The following is a 20,193-nucleotide window of genomic DNA, read 5'->3' as shown; positions in this document are numbered from 1 at the left end:
ATTACCTCAATCTGGCGGCCACTGTGTCGCAGTGGCCGCTCATGGCGAATGAAGTGCGCGAAATTACGCTTCTATTTCCGATATTGATGTAGGAATAATCTGATTGTAACTAGCTACCCTTATGCAACGTGCACCTAGGGTAAGACGCAAGGAGTAAAAAGCTCATGCATTGCAAACATCTCCATCCCCACGTCCGAAATGACCGGCACTCGTCTCTCCGAGCCCGTCAAGACTGACTCGAATTCATAGCGCACAAAGCCCCGACCAGTATGGTCAACGGAATCAAAGTCGTAGATAGGCAGGACGTAATCTTCATAGGGGATCCGCCAAGTGAAACCTGTGACAGGGTATTCCTTACCCAACTGGATCGATTCATCCCAGTCGATAACATCCTCATCCCCTGAAACACTGTGCAACGCCCACCAGTACAGATGCACCGTGTCACCGTCCCTCAATCCATATTGGCTCAGGTCTTTAACGTTGACGAGGACAGCGGGAGGAATCAAAGGATCAGAGGGTATATCCAGTGCAGAACATGTCATCCAACCTTTTTCATTGACGCCTACGAACTCGGGCGCATCGGGATGGATGACAACTGCATTGACCACAACGTCCTGACTCTTTGAGATACCTTTGTTGGGTACTGAGGTGCGGCTGATCTCATAATGAACCGGCACAGTAGTATTACCGGTTCGACTGATATACTCCCAGAGAATTACGATCGTCCTTTCATCACCGACTTTATCAGTGTCGAGGACCGTGTAATCGGCGCCCACGATATACTCGCCGCCCCAGAAGAACTGCACCACATCATCTTCCATGAGCCCTTCATAGAGTTCGAAGCGCAACTCTGCGTCCAACAGATCATGTTCCGGGCCCAGGACGTTAGGTGTTGCCGAGCTTTGACCATACACATTGGGCAATGGCAAACGCGGGTTCACAGGATCAGGCCATTCCGGGTCCGGATCCCCCCCCCCGGGGTTACCAGGCCCGATCATTTCAAAGTTCACATCCACGCTGGTTGCGGCATTACCTTGAATCTCGATACCGCGCCGCACCTGGTAACTGACGTTGACCGATTTTGTGCCCGCCTCCGGCTTACCGTATTGTTCGCGGACAACGGCTGGATCGACCGAAACGGGAATCTGGGAGCCTTCACGACCAATGGGTCTCCACCCCAGATCTTGATTCCCCCAACGTGGATTGAACTCATCGGTAGGTTTCGCGTTTTTGATTTCGGGAATCTCGATGATGATACCCGCCATCACATCTTCACGGTCGACCAGGCCGTCCTTGGCCAATGGCACCTCCGGAGGCTGCAAGACGGTAGGCAAGGCACCGAGTGTTATCGATACCTTTCTCAGCAGCGATGGCGCACCCTTGTTCCCTGCCTTGTCGATCAACAGGTAGACCACCCAGGCCTCGCCATCGCCCAGCGTTTCGAGGGTCTCCTTACGCACAGGGAGCTTTTGGTCCCCTTGGGTCACTGGCGCATCACCTTCCCACGGCAGGCCAGGTTCGCCTTCCGGGATTTCCTTGCTGATCCACCAATAAACATGATCGGCCCTTGCCCTATCGGAATACTCTGGCAGAGTCAGCTCAACACTATTCACGTTGGCGTCAGTGATGACCGGGAGAGCTGGCACTTCTTTAGGTGGCTCCCCCTTGTTCGGCCCCATGCGATCAAAATGCAGCGTCAGGGCATCTGACGGACCGCTGGGTGGATTGTTAAAGGGTTCGACTTCATAGAAAAACAGATGATCGCCATCGGTCAGGTAAGCTTGATCATGCTTGTTTAGCTTGATACCAACCGGAAACTTATCTACATCACCCGCCCAATATGCCCCGCGAAAAATTTCCTCTTTTGGCCCCGAAGTGCCGATCTGATGATAAACATACAGCGCATCCAAGTCACCCGGAATTGGCGACAGGTTCCACTTGTTGACTTTGATGACTAGATCTTTAGCTGGGTCCTTCAAAATATTTGCCCAGACCGTTCCATCATCCGGGTCCGCGAAAACATCCTCGTCCACACCCGGTGCCGGAGCAGCCAGGATACAGGCGCTGGGCTGCATTCCATCTCGCTTCTGTTTCCGACAATCACGGCGATTCAATTCCGCATCACTGTAGATTCTGCCCAATCGACTCATGGTATTGCTCCGATGGTGAGAGTTGAAGGAACACGTACCCGACTCTGATCCCATCGCGCGCGCACTACAACTAGCAGTTCTATCAGGTTGACAAACCGGACAACAGCAAACACACCACTTCTCGGTGGCGTGCACGATCACACAATAAAAAACCGCTACTCCACGCCAGCCGATGCATCCAACGATGGCACCGTGCAGTCGCGAAATAGCGGCACATTCAGAACTTTTTAACTAACGCTTTCACACCGCGTCAGGATGGGCGCATTTCACCCGGCCGCATCAGTGCCTGACTGACTGATCAAACGATCTGTCGCATCATAGCCATAATCGCTGACACGACCATCAGACAGTGACACCTGACTCAATCGCCCAAAGACATCGTAGTCCAGAGCCCGGTGCTGCTCATCCCGCGTGAGGTTACCATCCTCGTCATACGTAAATTCAATATATGACGGATAATCCTCATGAGAATTGCGCATGGATGTGAGCTGTGCAGGGTCAAGCTCATTTTCAAAGTAGTAACTCGCCAGATTCTTGAGTTCGACCGTACCTGTCGCATCGAAGAAGCGTGTGGTGACAAAGGTGATATTGTCCACTTCATCAAACTCAAAGTCCTGGCTATTGATGGTCTTGCCGTAAGGGTCCTTCGGCGACAAGGGCCCACTGCAGGTATAACTGGTCAGCCGAGCGCGAGGATCATAGCCATAGTGTTCTTCACGCAGGGTGACCTTGTTACCCAGCAGTTTTCGCTCCACCAGTGCGTCACACCCATCATGACGCTGCATCAGGACCTGAAACTCGCCCGGCATCTGGAAGGTACGCTGACACTCCCGATCAAAATCGTCGTAACTCAAAATAGTCTCTAGCCATTGCTCACCATCAGTGGTCTTGAAGCTACGCATACGCCCCAACTCGTCGTAGGTGAACACGGCATGGGTGCCGCCAAGCGACGTCGCTTTCAGGCGACCCGCCTCATCGTATTCATAATGCTGCCTGGCACCCAGGACATCGATATAGCCCAGATCACGCGCACGCAGGCTTTTTTCATAGTGCATTTCGTATAACTCGCTGCCTCCGTCGGAGCGGCTTTCATAGCGAAGCTCGCCGGTACTGAAGTAGTCGCGCTCAATGACCAGACCGTTTTCAACACATTTCATCAGTCGTGCATTCTTCGGGTCGTAAACAAAGCTGTCATCCACCCCTACTGAACGCCGGACGATGGGCTCCTCAGACAGTTGCGGAACATAATCGTAGTCGATCAGCAACCCCTTGGGTGTCTTCACTTGGCTAGGCTTAAGTTGGCCCTTTTTATAAAAGTAGTGCTTGGGGCGGCCGCCGGTTATAGACCTGATCATGCGACCGAGCCCATCGAATACTTGCTCGCCCAGCAGTTTTCCATTCACCGATATCTTGACCGGCTTATCCTCATCGGTATAAAGCGCATAGTCGCGCAATACCACGCTGTTGTCTGCCAGGGTGTGCTTGACAAGCCGATCAAACGCATCATATTCAAAGCGTGTGATCGCTTGACGCGCATCAACCTCTCGCGCCGTCCGCCCCAAGCCATCGTAATAATAGCGATGCAGGCTTTCACGATCGCCATTCAGCCGCACTCGTTGAACCTGCACGGGTTTGTCGAACACATTCAGCCAAGTGATGCTCTTGCCACTTTTGAATTTGCCATCTTCCGTCTGCGTCCAGCTGGTCTGGATCGGCCTTTTCCCCGATGCCGCTGTGCCAATCTGGTCCGTCACCTCGTAATGCCAGACATGGTCAGGGCCAATTTCACAATATTGCTGGCCCCAGGAATCGAACAGCATTGTACTGGAAAGCACCAGGTCTTTATCCCCTAGCCAGTCATATTCATCCTCGGCAATCAGATTGCCCAGCGGATCGAAGTAAGCTTCATAATTGGTCCGGAACTTATCCCGCCGCGAGGCTTGCGCCGCATCGGCGTCATACCGCTCGGTCTTGACGACTTTGTTGTTCCCATTGACGTATGTCTGCGTGGCCACACCCTTGACGTCATACTCAATCTGGCTGGCTTGCTGGCCCAAGGTGGAGGTGAGGAAGTATTCATAACGGCGATACGCGTCATACTCGGGATCATCGGGTGCCACGGTCTCCTTGACGACGCGACGCAACTCATCATATTCATAGGCAACTTTCACGTCGTTATCATCGTGGCTCAGCATGGGTTCACCGATCAGTACGGAATGCTGAACCGTTATCTCCTTGCTCGAGTCGCGTAGCTGCCCGCCATCCATCACCTCACCATGGTCAAAGCCGATAACCATGTGAGTCTCTTCAAGTATCGGATGTGTCTGTGGAGTCAAAATTTCATAGTCATACGTGGTCAATGTCTCTTGTTCATTTCGCACAACCGTCTGGAATTCAATACGACCATGACGCAAGCTGTCCGATGTCGACCTGATATACACGTAGTTTGTTTCACTCAACAGCGCACCGGGTTGGATGCTGCCCTCGTACAGGCTCTCGCGCTCCACTTCCAGCCAGTACTCGCCCAGCTTGCGCCGCAGCGTCCGATCAAGTTTGGAGACGATGCTGTCTATAGGCGTGTAACGATAATGCTTGACCTGCACGCTGGCCTGCCCTTCTACGCCCGGCTTTTTGCTCGGCGTAGTGGTAGTCGACTTGACACTGCGCTGGAACCCTTGCGGGTCTGGCGGGCAACCGTCCTCACCGTCCTTGTCGTAATAGGTGTGGGTGGTGACGATACCGGTGGGCTGTTCCTCATAGATCAGGTTGCCGTGCTCGGTATCGTACTTGGTGGTGGTAATTTCTTCGCGCAGGGCTGTGCTGTCGCTTGCCAGCCGCCAGCGCTCGGTCACGGTGTAGGGCAGCTGGAAGTTGTTCAGCTGATACTCGAAACTCACATCCGGGTTTTCGTGGTAAACCGTCTCGGTTTCCTGGATATGCCAGTCCTGCTTGCGCGCATCTTCCGCCACATCTTCGATGACATCGCCGTACTGCGCGGTGGTTTGCAGGGTCAGCAGGTGATGGCGGTTATAGCGGTAGCTGGCCCTGCGCAACTCTTTGCCTTCGCTGGCCTCGCTAAGCTGGACTTCATAGAAGAAGCCGCTGCCTGCCCGGTACAGGTTGTCCTTGTCCTTTTGCCAGTTCAGCCCGCTGCCAAAGCCCAGGAAGTTGCGGTCGCCGGGGTAGCTGTAGGTGGTAGTCAAGGCCGGCTGATTGGTAAGAGGATTGATCGTGTGGGTTTTGACCCGTGGGATGCGGGCCACGGGGGCGCCGGCGAGGAGCTGGTGACCGGCATCGTCGTAGGTGATCGTCTCGATGCTGCCCAGGGGCGTCTCGACCCGGGTCAGGCAGGTCATGTTCTGCGTCGAGGCGTTGCTCTCATATTTGAACCGCCAGCTACCACGGTCACGGCTCGGCAGGGTCACGCGCTCCACCCAACGGTCCTTGAGCGCTATCTCGTAGCGGGTTTCGCCGAAATCGGGGTGCAGATGGTAGGTGATCAGGTTGTTCGTATAGGTGACGGAGAGCAGCTTCAGGCCGTTACGGTCAACAATGCTGGACAGGCAGCGATGTTCGCCGAACCGGCCTTCATGGCGCAGCTCGATCCAGCGGCCCGAGGGCGCATAAATCCGATGAGGCACGGCAATGTCGAGCCCGCCCGAGCGGATGACTTTCAGCTGTTCCACCATGCCCGTGCGGTGCACGACCCAGTACTCGCCATTGCCATCGTCCAGGAAGCGGAAGCTCTTGAGCTTCTGCTCGCTGATTTTCGGTTCGGCGCCACCGCCATCGACATGGAATTGCTCGCCGGTGTGTATCTGCAGCGAGCTGGTGGAGAGGATGTAGCGGGTGAGATTGAGGGCCCAGCCCTTGCCAAAGCCGGTGTCCTCCGGCGTCAGGGCGTTGAAGGCCAGGCGCAAGGGGAGGTTGGGGCCGATCAGGTAGTTACCGATCAGTGACAGCAGTTCGATGCCAAGGGTGTACTGGCCGGTGCGTGGGTCGACGCTGTGATTCAGGAAACTTAAAAAATTGAACGCATTCGAATGAACGATCGGTTGGCTATTCATACAAATCACTCTGCTCTGTGGGAAGCCCGCGCCGAAGCGCGGAGCGAAGTTTTCTATTTCACACCTGGCTGCAATTGAAGCAACAGCTTGTTGCGCCGATGAGCACCCACTTCGTAACTGAATTGGAGGTAGTGGCGATTACCTTCATTATCCACAAGCATGAACTTGAATGGCAGGTCCAACCCCTCGGGTATCTCATAGAGTTCAGGACTATCATCCGGGTGACGGTACAAAAAATTCGACAGCCGAACCAGGCCCACCATGAACTCACCCCGTGCAGGCCCTTGATTGTCTACAACATCATCTTTCAACTGAACACGGCGCTGTGCATTCAACCGCTGCAACCGCCCAGACAGCGTAAACTTCTCATATGATTTACTGCCCCCCAAGGCAAAGCCCGTATAACTTACACCTCCCTCAGAGAATTGCTCTGACTCCCAGCGTACGGCGGATTTATTATCATCGGGGTCCAGCACCACACTGACAAATGGAATACGCACGCCTTGCCGTTGCAGGTTGAGTCGGTAGCTATCTTTCGTCCAGTCCATGTAACTGAACGTATCACCGTCAAAGGTTTCACCATTCGGGTCCTGATCAACGCGAGTGACCCCGACAGTGTAAGCCTCAACTGAATAAGCCGGACGATCCACCCCTTGCAGCTTGACTACACCATTCATGCCGGATTCGACTTGCGAATTAAAAGGCGAAGAATCTTCCACTCGGGTAAAAACAGCATAAAACTCCTGCGCCAGCACACTGGTCGTTTGCAAATAGTATCGCTTATACACCGTAGCCTGTTCATTATGAGGCTCGGCAACTGGCACCGCGCCCGAGCCAGTCAACATTGAATAGCGAGGGTTATGAAGCAAGTTGACTTTCCAGGTACCTGGCTGAGAACTATCCTCAGGGGGGGGGAAGCCCACATCGCCTTCAATGACAGGCAGTTCGCTGCCGCCCTTCGCGTAAAACCTGAGCGTATTGAGGTCTTCCGGGCTGACTTTAACGTCCGGATATCCTTCAGCCGCCTTCGTCTCAATGGTTACCAATACCTCGATCTGCTGCAGACCATTGGCATACCCCCGGCCCGCCCCTGTTGCCGTCACATAGAACTTGTTCAAATCCACCCAACTGGGCGGCTGTACGGATTTGGCCGTGCGTGTACCGTGCTCGATAATTGCGTAACCGGTAAGGGTATCGTCCTGGGATGCCATGACCACACTGCAGGACCTTGTCGAAGCTGCGGGTGGCGTATAGTGCCCACTGTTTTCATCGATATCGCCGTCTCCGAAGACCTCCCATTTATAGCCGTCAAGGCTGACGCCTGGTTTTGCTCCCCAGCTGACTTTGAAGTCTATTGGGCCGGCAGTGTGTTCCCTGCGCACGTAATGCGGGGTTACCACCCGGGCCGCCGGCCAGACAATCATGACCACGCAGGCGCTGCCCGTCACCTCACCATCGGTAACCTCAAACTGCTGCAGCCGAACCACTGGTAGAAAAGTGTCTGATGTATGCGGCGTAAAGCTATTCTCTGCACCTTCCGAGGCACTGAACTCGCCCCATACCTCACCCACCACCTTCCACTTCAAGGTTTTGCCATTCCCTCCTGATGCTCGCATCTCGATCGCCGGCTGACCGAGTTCCCACACTGCAAGCCGCGGGTAGATCTGAATCGCCTCACGGGTCTCCACCACCAAGGCTGTACCGGATGATTCCTCTTCAGTTTTCTGCCCATTCACCAGGACCAGTTGCGTTTGCTTGACGAACTCCGTCGACGCCCTGCTGGTGTAACCTCCTTCCAGGGTCATGCTGCCGCTGGCGCTGGTAAGGTAGGTATTCGTAGCGCTCCAGTCGGCTTTGGTGACACCCTTCAAAGTAAAGGCCTGAGTGCTGCCCGCAGTAAGAGTTACCAAGGCAGGCTCGACTCGACGTGTCGCCGCGGTGTCTTCCAGACTACCCAGCGTTACACCATTCCTGCCTCTCGCCTTCCAGGCAAGTTGCCGCTGGTTTCGCAGGCTCAGCGCTTGAGCCACGACAGTGGCAGGGTAGCCACACTTGTCAATGTAGTCCGCCCCCAATATGGCCACTTGCGGGCCCGCATCACGCGTCAACCAATAGGGTAACGGAGCGTTGGGCAACGGCAGGGTTCCCTCTTTGACATCACTACCCAATTGCATGAGCAACAGCACCGCGCCATCACCCTCGGCATCAGGCTCCGCCGTCCAGGGGGCAGGTTGAGTCAGCACCTTCACATGATGAGGATCGAAAGCGCCGTAACCGCGAAGATCCCAGCCAAGCAATTCGCTGACCGGCATCGTCTTGAGCCACTTACCTAATGCATTCGCTATGACTAGCTGGGCATACTCCGTGCGCCCCAGGTTGCAGCTGAATTGCTCGGCACTGGACCAGTCAATGTTCACGGTCAGGTAGCCGTTATCCCTATCGATAGCCGTGCTCACCTGAACCCGCGCCTGTAGATAGAGCCCCATGCCCTTGACGATGTTTGAACTGGACTCGATCAACGGCGGATCACCGGGCAGCCTGGTAACCACTGTGAAGTCGCCTGTAATCAACTCCAGGCGCGCATTGACCCAGTCGTCCAGCTGGTTTGTTCTGCTGAAGTCCAGCTCTGGCGGCCCCATGACCAGCCCGGAAAACTCAGCCCATTGCCGGCCGCCATTATGGATGGCAAATGTATCATTGAACGCAGGCTCAAAGCTTTGCAGGCGATAGCGCTCAAGAAACCGCTCTTGCAGTTGCAGATCCAGGGCAGCTTTGCTCACGCCAAAGATCGCACCCCAGCCCAACGTTGAATCAACTTCAATATTGGCGCTTGAACCCTGCGCGGTATCATTAGCCATGAGACACCTCCTGAACTGCGTCACCGAGAATACTGTTCAATTTTTCCAGCGAAACAAATGGCACCGGAATGATCTTGTAGCCGAAGGCCTTCACGACAATTTCCGGTTCGCCGTCTTCATTTTCGCCCCACGCAAGATGTAGCCCCGCAACGGCGAAATAATGCTCATGCACACCTGCCTTAGGCGTATAAATTCCCGTTCTCTTGTCAAGCGTCCCTTTACCCACCAACAAATGCCACTCCACTTCCTCAGGATCTATCGGGTAAACACCGCTGCTGAACCCTTTAGACCAAAGTTCCACTTTCAGCGCAGCCGTTTCCCCTCCCGACTTAGCCTCCAGCACCTTGACAAAGTATTGTCCTGCCGACGCCAAGGGGACAATCATGGCTATTTCATTCAAAACACCGTGGGACGCACTCTTGACCACCACTTTGTCCACACGTAATACATAATCCAGCAGGTTCTTCAGAGGGGGTTTCCAGCCGTCGGCAGGCACCGTGATCTCCGTTTTATACTTCCAGACCTGTTGCACAAGAGGATCACTGCCCTCAACCACATCGCCTTCAGCATTACCTTCGACTGTTGCCGTCAATTGCTTTCCATCAACTGACGCAGCCCACAGGGTGTACTCGGCACCCGTACCGACAGTCGCCACCAACGGGAACACCGAGAGCGGGGTTGCTACCACGTTGACCAAGGCCTTGCCAGTCCACTCCCCTTTACTGGCAGTTACAATCGCGCGCTTGAACGTGTGCCCAAAACTTTCGGCAGACGGTGGTGTATACACAGCGTCTTTGATCGTTCCCACGTATCCCGTATCACCAGGCACATTCTCGACATCCCAGTCGAATCCGCTGGAGGCGGGTTCAATCGTGAATGTGAAAGGCACCCCCGCTGCGACAACGGGCATCGCGGGCGTCAGTGTGTATTCAGTGCGTGCAGCCGACAGTTTGCCCAACACACACATATCACCGGGCACCCGCAAGACTTCAGGCTCCACAACACTTTCATCACTGAATAGCAACCCGTTGAGCCGGAAGGCATCGAGTTCAAAACCCAGGTCCTTGATATCGTTCTGCAGCCATTCGAACTTTTCGCGCATGTCGACTTTGACATCGTTCAGACCGCCCTTATAATAACGCTCGGCACCGGTATCCTGCCGGTCGCCGCCTCTCACATGTTTGGTTTCGAAATTGTAATTGCCCTCAGCCGAGCGCATCCTAATATGTTTACGGTTTTCAACAGTGCTCAATTCCCAATGCAGTCGCTGGCTAAATTCCCACGTTGAATTGTAATAACCGTCATACCAGTAGTCTAATGGAGCGCCACCCCAAGCACGCCAGTGGCCGAGGCCTACACAATCTCTAGCCGTAGCATTCCAACGTATGTAAAAGCTATCATCAGCAATCTCGGCGCGCATGCGGGACTCATATCCTTCCTCCTTCTGTGCAAAACTACATAAAAAATTTTCTACCTTGAACCCTCCATCATTACTAAATTCCGGGGACTGCCACTCATAACGCAAACCGCTTTTACTGGCATAATAGGCCAACACCAACTTCCCTTGATCAGTCTCGGAAACGAACTTTGCCTCCTTCAACTGCTCCCGCTTGTACAACTCCGGGAGGAGTAGCTGCCTGAGAATCAGATCATTGGAAAGTACCAAGTTGGTCGTATACTCCCCCCCCTTGGGCAACAGGTACATCATGTCTTTATTGGGATAGGAACCCGCCTTGTTCCCTTGCAGCGCGACGAATATCAAGACCAGGCCATCTTCATAGCCGTCGCTATCCAAGACATTTGCCTCGTCACTTGCATGGGTGCGAATGATGAAGTCACCAGGCTGTAATGCATCCTCGTCGTTGAGCCTCAACTTGCTCAGAGGGTAGACCTTTTCTGATTGTTTAAAATTTTCGTCGATATATTTTTTCAAGTGCGTCGCAAGAACATCAGCCTGAAATTCAGTATCAACACCATTGAAATAGCTTCGAAATACGTTCTTCTCACTCATATCGAGTACGACTTCACCCGCTTCGCCCACATCACCCGTAACCGCTGCGAGACGAATATCCATTTCTAGCGTCGGCCCAACCAATCCATCAACCATCGCGACACGCATGATTTCTCGCCGAGTGGTGCCCGTCGGTTGTTCAGCCTCGATCATTTTCCCCGCGATACTACGCAACTGCAAACGCGCCATCGAATCGTCAATCGAGGCGTTGATGAATGACAATACTGGCGTAGTGACCTGCAGCCTCTCGAGGTAGTGAAAAATTTTGCCAGCAGTCGTTGGGATCTCATCGTCGATTAACGGCAGATAAGCCTCGTTAGCGTGGAAACGATCGATATAGTCTTGCTGCAGTATCTGGTTAGTCTTACCCCTGGCGAACGCCAGCACCACATCCCAGCCAAATGTCTGGGGCCCTTTCTTCATTTCTGTTACAAATTCTTCTACAGTTTGCTTTTTCATGATACCTCCAGGCACAGAGCCGTCGCCGATCACGCGCGAATTTCGAAGTCTAGCGTTGGGAATGGTGTTTCCAATACATCATCAAACCGTACACTCACCTCTATGAACAACTGACTAGGCGTCTTCAATTTTTTTAATTCATCCAGCGGCAGCGGCAAGATAAAATCTATTTTCTCGATCTCCTCACTGCTTACCGGTTGCCCCGCACGCAGGGTAAATGCATAAGGCGATTCGTCTTTTGCCAACCCCCTCAGTGAAATAGTCAGCGGTTGCCCTTCGGCTATGAACGTCCATCGCCGTAGCAGCAACGTGGCATTGCGCCCGGCAAGTTTGCTGATCGAAAGGCCGCTCCCTTCCACTTCAGGACATCTAATCATCGAATACTTTTCTCTTGGCAATGGCTGTATACGCAACTCCAAGGCTGGAGAATCCAAAGTACCGTCAACTAGATATCTCACCGGGAAGCGCTTGCTCGTGTCAGCGTCGTTGCGCCCCAAGTTTGCGCCCAAGGCAGTTGTGGGTACCCGAAATCGCCGAGGGTTGTCAGGTTCATGTTCAAGGACAATGGACTTTCCACGTACCGGGTCACCGTCAGCATTCACACTGAGTGATTCGCCTGGACGCAACTCAAACTCTTCCGGCACGTCGACAAGCATCCCGAACGTCACTTGACTGGCTGGGATAACAGCACCATCAGTTTCCGCGTTCGCACCCACCACAGTAGGAAGCCCCCATATACGGGATTTTGCCACCTTCACCTGCAGTCGCTGGGATGTCACCGCGCGGCCTTGGCGGGCAATCTGATAAAAGAGGCTTACCTCAAGATCAACACTGGCAAGCACCAAATCGGGCGGTATCACAAACTGCATCTCACTGCCTTCGACACTGCTGGCATCCAAGTGCATGCTCTGCACCTGAGTGCTATCGACTTCGCCACTCCACCAGTACAACAGCGCGACATCTCCAGCCTTCACGCCCAGCGCTTGCCGAATGCGAACGGTCAGACCTTGTGAAAAACGCTCAGGATCGAGGGGGCCACTGTCGTAATTGTCGATTTTTGGAGGGGCAAGTAGTGCCTCATCGTCCTTCCAGGCAGGGTAGTTATCACGTATCTCAAAATCTTGAGACGAAGACCTCAACTCATCGGTATGCCCATCCAGTTTCAGCAGGTAGTAAAATTGCGCACGCCCCCCAACGCGAAACTTACTCTTCGGCACCCTGAAACGCAGAACTTTCCCTACATCATCCTTTTCCAAGACATACGTATATTTCGTAGGTACTGGCGGCATGGGATCACCCTCTTCGTCATGAATTTCTGCACACAACGTTACGGTATCGCCCTCGCCCATACTCTGATAGGGTGCGATCCAGATATTGGCACCACTACCATCCAGTTCGCTTACCGCGATAACTCGATTATGCGATTCAAGAATGAGTGGCACTGAGAGCGCCGGCTCAACGGGTGGGAGCAAGCCAATGTTGCAAAAAACCCGAAGGGACTCATTCTGCTCGTCGCCGTTAATGTAATAAGAATAGTAGGCCGTCCCGCCCAGCGTATCGCTCAAAATGCGATTGCTGATCTGGACTAATTGTCCCTGCGGGCCAGGAGATCTGACCGGTATGATCTGCTCAATGTCGTCAAATGGTTCCCCTGCAGGGTTGGCCCCCACCCATCTCACGTGAATTTCATCGTTCTCCACCATGCCGTCATACTTTATATAAGTATCAAGATCCTCCCCCCCCAGCCCCACGACATCCACTTCATGGTCGGCCGTCAGGCCAGGAATATCCGGCATCGGGAGGCGTTCTGCCCTCACAGGCTTACTGTTCGTCGTTTTCATTCCAACGCCCTGAGCGGTAGTGATTTCGCTTGATTATTCAAGGCATCCACTGGCTTGCCTACTGTCAGAAATGCTAGGTCAGCCACCTATCAAAACTGTCAGGTGCCAACACCCTCCGCATTCGTTAGCCTTGCATCAGGTCTCTATCTCACCTGCATTCGCGCCCCAACAGTACGTTATTCATATGCTGCGGCCTCTAGGGCACGCGCTTATCAAAGGAGCACAATCCATGGCATTCGGAATAAAAAATTCGTCACGGCACCTGCGCTGTGCACTCTTGTTTTCCTCCGTCTTCATCGTTTCAATGGGCATATTGACCCATACCAGTTCCGCCCTGGCTGCGGGGGAAGGCACAATTACGCTCAGAGGCAAGAAAGGTGATGTTCTAGACCCAGAAAATGACAGCCGTGGTTCGTGTCAACTTTCTATCCCCGGTGTCGCCGCGGGGCGCACGATTCAATACCAGATCAATAGCCCCGCCTCCCCTTGCTACGAGCTTCGAGTTGACGAAATAGAAATTGAGAGGGCGCCTTCTGCCGTAAACATCTTATTGACAGATGATTATCACTGCTCGACCACATTGGGCAGCGAACATCATGCGCGTCGCGACCCGGAGAGCAATAGAAACTTCTTCATTGAACTTAAAACAACGGTTGCTGGTTCAACGCTCGTCTTGGAGAGCCTCAGCGGGCTCATGGCCTATAAAGGCAAGTTCGTCACCAACACGGACAACATGAACAATCGCAGCAAGGGTTTCAGGGTCGAGGAAGCTCGCGCCATGGCCAATGATCGAATCACCTACAACCTTTCCTGCGTGCAGGTCACTGTCTCAGAAGGCCCTGGCACCCCTGAAACGGTCGGTGTCGAATTTACGACGCCCTCAGACTTGATCGACGCAGGCAAAGAACACGAAAGCAAATACTTCAATTGCCCTGCAGGCACCGTAATGGTGGGGCGCAAGCACCTGGGTGATGAGCAAGAAAAAACATATTACAAATGCGCCACACTTGGCAGCGACATAGTGCAGGAAGAATCCGAGTGGTCCGTCAAATTCCCGGAATGTGGCTACCGACTAAAAGATGACGGCGACGATGACTTTACAACCTGCACCGACGCCCGCGAATACGACAAAACAAAGCAAGAATACATTTATGCTTCCTGCAACCCAGATGAAGTCATGGTGGGGCGCTTCCATGAAGGCGATGAAAATGAATTATCGCAAACTCGATGCAGCAAACTTTACAAAGGCAGCAAAAAACCAGAAAACCAGTTACAGGTAATACCGTCTTCGTGGCAGGGCCCCGTGGAGGAACACAAAAGCGATTATACCTGCCCTGCCAACCAGGTTCTGATTGGTAGAGCTCACCGGTCAGACGAAGAAGGCTATACCAAGTGGCGATGCGCGAGCCTGAAAGCGCCAAAGCCTGCCAATTAAGCCAATCGGTATATACAGGAGCTTATCATGACGCTTTCAGCGGCCCACTCCAATGCGTACAACAACCTCAGTTTTGTGAATCACAGCGTCGACCCACGCACCTGCCAGTACACGCTTGGCATTGACCTGATGGCAGTGGTCGGTAACTACCTGCTTGGCCCCAACTTGCCCTTGCGCCTGGCCTTCAACGCCCTGACGCCGGAAGACACCGGCTTTGGCAAGGGCTGGACCCTCAATCTCACCCGCTACATCCCCACCATCAGCTCGCTGCAGATACACACCGGCGAGCAGTTCCATGTCGATGGCGGTGGCGCCGAACCGACAATCAGAGAGCAGAAGCTAAAGAGCTTCCGCTTCCTGGACGATGGCAACGGCGAGTACTGGGTCGTGCACCGCACGGGCATGGTGGAACACCTGAAAGTCATCCGCTCGGGCGGGCTCGACATTGCCGTGCCTCATCGGATTTATGCGCCCTCGGGCCGCTGGATCGAGCTGCGCCATGAAGGCCGGTTCGGCGAACATCGCTGCCTGTCCAGCATCGTTGACCGTAACGGCCTGAAGCTGCTCTCCGTCACCTATACGAACAACCTGATCACCTACCATCTGCACCCCAATTTCGGCGAAACCCGCTACGAGATAGCACTCAAGGACCGTTGGGTGGAGCGCGTGACCCTGCCGAGCCATGACCGTGGTAGCTGGCGGTTCAAATATGAGAGCACCCCCTCGACACAGAACATGACCTGCCTGACAAGGGTCGAGACGCCCCAGGGCAGCATCGAGACGATCACTTACGACGATGCCGGTCACCAGCTCCTCTCCGGCGCCCCCGTGCTCCGCATCCCACGAGTCAAGACCCACACGGTCGACCCCGGGACCAACCAGCCGGCCTTGACCACCACCTACAGCTACCCCAACGACCGCAACTTCCTGGGCTTTGGCAGCGGGCTGAATTGGGAAAAGGACAAGGACAACCTGTACCGGGCAGGCAGCGACTACTTCTATGAAGTCCACCTCAGCGAGGCCAGCGAAGACAAAGAGTTGCGCAGGTCCAGCTACCGCTATAACCGTCATCACCTGCTGACTCTGCAAACCACCGCGCAGTACGGCGATGTCATCGAGGATGTGACGGAAGATGCGCGCAAGCAGGACTGGCACATCCAGGAAATCGAGACGGTTTACCACGAAACCCCGGACGTGAGTTTCGACGATCAGCTGAACAACTTCCAGCTGCCCCACACCGTGACCGAGCGCTGGCGGCTGGCAAGCGACAGCACCGTCCTGCGCGAAGAAATTACCATCACCGAGTACGATACCGAGCATGGCAACCTGATTTATGAAAAACAGCCCAACGGCATCGTCACCACCTATGAATACTACGACAAGGACGGTGAGGACGGTTGCCCGCCAGACCCGCAAGGGTTCCAGCGCAGCCTCAAGTCGAGCACCGTCACGCCGAGCGAAATGCCCGGACTGGAAAGCACTGCCCCGGTATTGATCGAGCGATACACCTATACGTTGTACAATGCGCTGCCCGACGCGACACGCCCTCATGGCGTTACCGATCACTGGCTTGGGCTGACACAACAGGCGTTGTATGAACAGATCAGCGAGGGTGAACGCCTGCTGTACAGCATCAACAAGGACATCTACAAGGACGAAAATTCGCCCTACCTGTATGGTCGCCAGGCCTACGAAGAACAAACGTTTTACCCAATCGACGAACCTGCAGGCACCTTGCGCAACCTGCTCAAGCAGATGACCACGCGCACGGATTGGACCTACCTGCCACGCGATCCAAACAAGCCGTACGCCGATTACGGCGTCACTGAGACGATCAAAGGTTTCGAGCTTAGCGAACGAAAATTAACACATTACCTGTCTGCAGTATCCGGCGCTGTCGTTTCAAGTGAAGACCTGCACGGCACACAGACAATCTATGAATATGACGACCTGAACCGCCAGACGCAGGCAATCGTGTCACCGACGGGCAACAAGGCAAAGCGCAGCTATAGCTACCACTTGGCAACATCTGCTGGCGAACGTTTGACTCAGACCACCAAGGATGCCAATGAAGTGCTCACTCGCACGGTGTTCAATGGCGCCAACCAAGTCGTGGAACAATGGCGCGAAATCAGCGACCCACAGAACCCGACACAGCGTCTACCCGAGATGCAAACCTACCTGGCCAAGTACAACGCCCTGGGCCAACTGGTCGAGGAAACCGACTTCGACCATGGTGATGGCTTTGAAGGCCAGCAATTGTCCATGACCACCCTGTTCAGTTATGGCCCCTGGGGCGAGCTGACCAAGACCACCTACCATGACAAGACTTGCCTGCACAGTGCCTACCTCCCATTGAGCAAAGTCAATGACCCGGACCGTTACCTTTACGACTTCACCGCCACCTGGGAGACCAACCCGGACACCCCCGATATACGGCTCAATCACCAGATCAAAAAAGGGAACCGGTTCAACAAACCCGTACAGGTGAAGAACCTGGGGCCAGCCAATAAAGCGCTCGATCGCTATGACTACTACTATGACGGCAGTGGCCGCTGCACCCGCGAGGAGAGCCGGGTACGTGAACCAGACAGCAACGCCGAGTTGCTGCGCATCACACGCTTTGAATACGATGCCTATAACCGTGTCACCAAAACCATACGGCCGAACCAGACTGCACTCAGTCGCAAATTTGCCGCCCATTCCGCCGAGGAGTTGACCGAGGAACTGCGCCTGCACGCCGCAGGTGACAAGCAAGGCACGGTAGTCTGCCAGCGCCAATACGACGACCTCAGCCGCCTGAAGAGCCTGGTGGCAGGGCCGCGCACCGAGCATTACACCTATGGTGAAAAAAATGACCAGATGGTGCCTTCCCGACGCAAGAGCAAACTGCGGACATTCGACTACGAGTACTTGCTGGACCTGACCAGCACACCAAGTGCCGTCACTGCGGGCGGGAAGCGCAGCGCATTCACCTTCGACCCCATCAGTGCCGCGCTCAACAACGCCGACAACGATCAAGGCAAACGCAAATACGATTACACAGACCAAGGCTACCTGCTCCGCGAGGAATGGACGGACGCCCAGACGCCGGACACCTACCACCGCGAATACCGCAATTCGCTGCAAGGCCGCACCTTCGCAATGGACGACAGCAATGGCATGCCGACGCGCCACGGCTATGACGCTCATGGACGCCTGATATGGACCACGCAAGGCCGACTGCGCGCCGATTTCACTTACGACAACAATGGCCGCCTGCAATTTACCCGTACGCGCGACCTTGACAGCGACTACACCCTGCAGTGCGAGCAACAGTATGACAGCCGCGGTCGGGAAGAAACCCGCATCCTGACGCTGTTCAAGGGTAAAACACCCGGCGAACTGAAGATCATCAAGCAACGCTGGCGCGACGACGGCATGCTGCACAGCAGGTCTCTCTGGCGTGAGGACCAACAACTGCTGCTGGAGACCTTCAGTTATGATGCCCTCGACCGGCTCATCGGTTATGTCTGCGAAAGCGAAACGGGTGACTACCCGCGCAATGCCAAAGGCAGGCCGATCAAGGAACAGTCCTATGAATTCGACGACCTCGACAACCTGATCTACAGCCGTACCGACTTCGCTGACGGCGAGAAGGACAAGGCTTACTTCACCTGCGAAGGGTTCCAGTTGAAGAACGCCACCCATACCCATCCCGACTACCTGCCTTCAATGGATTTCGCCTACGACGATGATGGCAACATGCTCAATGATGAGCTGGGACACAAGCTGCGCTACGATGAATCTGGCCGCTTGCAGGAAGTGCGCAGCCAAGACGACAAGCAAACGCTGCTGACCTACCGCTACGATGGCCATGGCCACCTGATCGGCGCGAAAGCGGCCGGCGAGGATGAAGAACTACGGCGCTACCAGGGCAACCGACTGGTCTGTACCCGGGCAGGCACGACCGAGCTGTACTACCTGCACGATGGCGAACGCCCACTGGGCCTGCAACACGGCAAAGCCCCTGCTGCGCCGCGACTGTACTGGACCAATATGGCGAACAGTGTGATCGCCGAAAGCGCGCAGGCCGACCTTAAGGATGCCAATTACACCGCGTGGGGCGATACCCCAGAGTCACTTGCATTGACCGGGCTGCTGGCCTTCAACGGCGAAGTCCGCGAATGGCTCATGGGCTGGTACCTGCTGGGCCGCGGTTATCGGGCCTATAACCCTGGCCTGATGCGCTTCCACAGCCCGGATGAGCTTGACCAGGAAGACGTCGGTATCAACCCATACCTGTACTGCAATGGCAACCCGGTCATGTGGCGCGACCCTACTGGGCATGCCGCCAGCCCCATGGCGCCTCCCGACCAGCCTGCAAGCAAGCCCAAGAAGGGGAGTAAGTTAGTCGCCTGGATCATGTTTGGTGTGTCAGTAGCCATCGCCGCAGTTACCCTCGGCACTTTCGCACATGCCGCGCTCGGAGCAGCCTCCGCAGTGGCTACCGGGGTCGTCCTGGGCAGCAAAACCGTCACCGGGTTGGTTCTAGGGGCTTCTGGCAACCTCTTCGTATTGTCAGGCATAGGTTTTGGTGCTGCTAGCATCACGGAGGAAGATCCGAAGAAGGCCGCTACTTATTCGTGGGTTAGTCTTGGGGCGTCTCTCGTAGGGGGTGGTTTGGCAGGTTTGGGTAGGGGTCTTACCAAAACTGGCCTGGCCCGCGATATTGAAAAGTTCGCATCAATAAGCCCCGCAAACAAGGATCTTGTAACGCGCAATAAGAATTGGTTCTTTCGCTCACCCAAGGAGGCGGGATTGAAAAGGTTGGCAAGGAAGGAACCAGAGCCGATAGGGCCGCCAGAGTCGGTAGGGTCGCCAGAGTCGGTAGGGTCGCCAGAGTCGGTAGGGGCAAACAGGGCAAGCATTACAGGCGGGACAAGCATTACAGGCGGGACAAACGGGGGGAGAGATTCTGTATCAAACGGATCTTTGTTAGGGGATACCGCATCAACAGGAACTGTAAACTCAGTTCGGAGCGTATCAAGCGGGTCGTCGGTCAATGAAACACCGCCTGGTACCCTCAACCGTCAATCCCCAGGGCCATCTAGCGGCCCGATTAAAGACAAGGTGATAACGACTAGCCACTATATGAATCCAGGCCCCCACGCCTTCTTACCCCCCGATCGTTTCTAACTTCTAGCCTCCATTACTCTCGCTAACAAAGGGGAGTAATGGAGGCTATTTACCAAACGACTTATCCCCCAACCTCTCAGACACCCCCTACATCTCCTACCCGACGCTCTCCTTAATCTCACGCGCTCACCGCTCATATCCCCGGCCCTCCCGGCACCGGCCTTGAGCCCACACCTGCGCGCGGTGGCCCGCCA

7 protein-coding genes are annotated in these 20,193 nt (G+C 54.7%); 2 read left to right on the top strand and 5 right to left on the bottom strand.

Annotated features, from left to right (window positions below):
* Positions 1–134: 134 nt before the first annotated feature.
* From ABX298_RS17890 to ABX298_RS17870, 5 genes are all read right to left on the bottom strand, one after another.
* A complete protein-coding gene (locus tag ABX298_RS17890; protein WP_367393415.1) occupies positions 135–2,150 on the bottom strand; it encodes a hypothetical protein in 2,016 nt (671 codons plus the stop codon).
* Positions 2,151–2,416: 266 nt separating this feature from the next.
* A complete protein-coding gene (locus ABX298_RS17885; protein ID WP_367393414.1) occupies positions 2,417–6,217 on the bottom strand; it encodes an RHS repeat domain-containing protein in 3,801 nt (1,266 codons plus the stop codon).
* A gap of 53 nt (positions 6,218–6,270) precedes the next feature.
* The gene (locus tag ABX298_RS17880) at positions 6,271–9,075 is read right to left on the bottom strand and encodes a hypothetical protein (protein ID WP_367393413.1); all 2,805 of its coding nucleotides are present in this window, start codon (positions 9,073–9,075) and stop codon (positions 6,271–6,273) included.
* Positions 9,068–11,545 (bottom strand): hypothetical protein, encoded by a 2,478-nt coding sequence (locus tag ABX298_RS17875; protein WP_367393412.1) that lies wholly within the window; start codon positions 11,543–11,545, stop codon positions 9,068–9,070. Before ABX298_RS17875 ends, ABX298_RS17880 begins: the two co-directional genes overlap by 8 nt.
* Before the next feature lie 29 nt (positions 11,546–11,574).
* The gene (locus ABX298_RS17870) at positions 11,575–13,386 is read right to left on the bottom strand and encodes a hypothetical protein (RefSeq protein ID WP_367393411.1); all 1,812 of its coding nucleotides are present in this window, start codon (positions 13,384–13,386) and stop codon (positions 11,575–11,577) included.
* 229 nt (positions 13,387–13,615) lie between these two features.
* On the opposite strand from ABX298_RS17870, the gene ABX298_RS17865 reads away from it, so the two are divergent.
* Entirely contained in the window at positions 13,616–14,821 is a 1,206-nt protein-coding gene (locus tag ABX298_RS17865) for a hypothetical protein (protein ID WP_367393410.1), read from the top strand.
* Positions 14,822–14,848: 27 nt separating this feature from the next.
* On the top strand, positions 14,849–19,999 hold the full coding sequence (locus ABX298_RS17860) for an RHS repeat-associated core domain-containing protein (protein ID WP_367393409.1): 5,151 nt from the start codon (positions 14,849–14,851) through the stop codon (positions 19,997–19,999).
* The last annotated feature ends 194 nt before the right edge of the window (positions 20,000–20,193 follow it).

This window comes from Pseudomonas sp. X4, from assembly GCF_040784925.1.
In the GTDB taxonomy this organism is placed as follows: Bacteria; Pseudomonadota; Gammaproteobacteria; order Pseudomonadales; family Pseudomonadaceae; genus Aquipseudomonas; species Aquipseudomonas putida_Z.
Note: the sequence above shows the minus strand (reverse complement) of the source record. Positions and strands in the feature narration are given on the sequence as shown.

Bases quoted from the DNA above. Each gene is read 5' to 3' on its own strand.
- ABX298_RS17870 (WP_367393411.1), bottom strand. From the start codon at position 13,386: ATGAAAACGACGAACAGTAAGCCTGTGAGGGCAGAACGCCTCCCGATG.
- ABX298_RS17885 (WP_367393414.1), bottom strand. From the start codon at position 6,217: ATGAATAGCCAACCGATCGTTCATTCGAATGCGTTCAATTTTTTAAGT.
- ABX298_RS17890 (WP_367393415.1), bottom strand. From the start codon at position 2,150: ATGAGTCGATTGGGCAGAATCTACAGTGATGCGGAATTGAATCGCCGT.
- ABX298_RS17865 (WP_367393410.1), top strand. From the start codon at position 13,616: ATGGCATTCGGAATAAAAAATTCGTCACGGCACCTGCGCTGTGCACTC.
- ABX298_RS17880 (WP_367393413.1), bottom strand. From the start codon at position 9,075: ATGGCTAATGATACCGCGCAGGGTTCAAGCGCCAATATTGAAGTTGAT.
- ABX298_RS17860 (WP_367393409.1), top strand. From the start codon at position 14,849: ATGACGCTTTCAGCGGCCCACTCCAATGCGTACAACAACCTCAGTTTT.
- ABX298_RS17875 (WP_367393412.1), bottom strand. From the start codon at position 11,545: ATGAAAAAGCAAACTGTAGAAGAATTTGTAACAGAAATGAAGAAAGGG.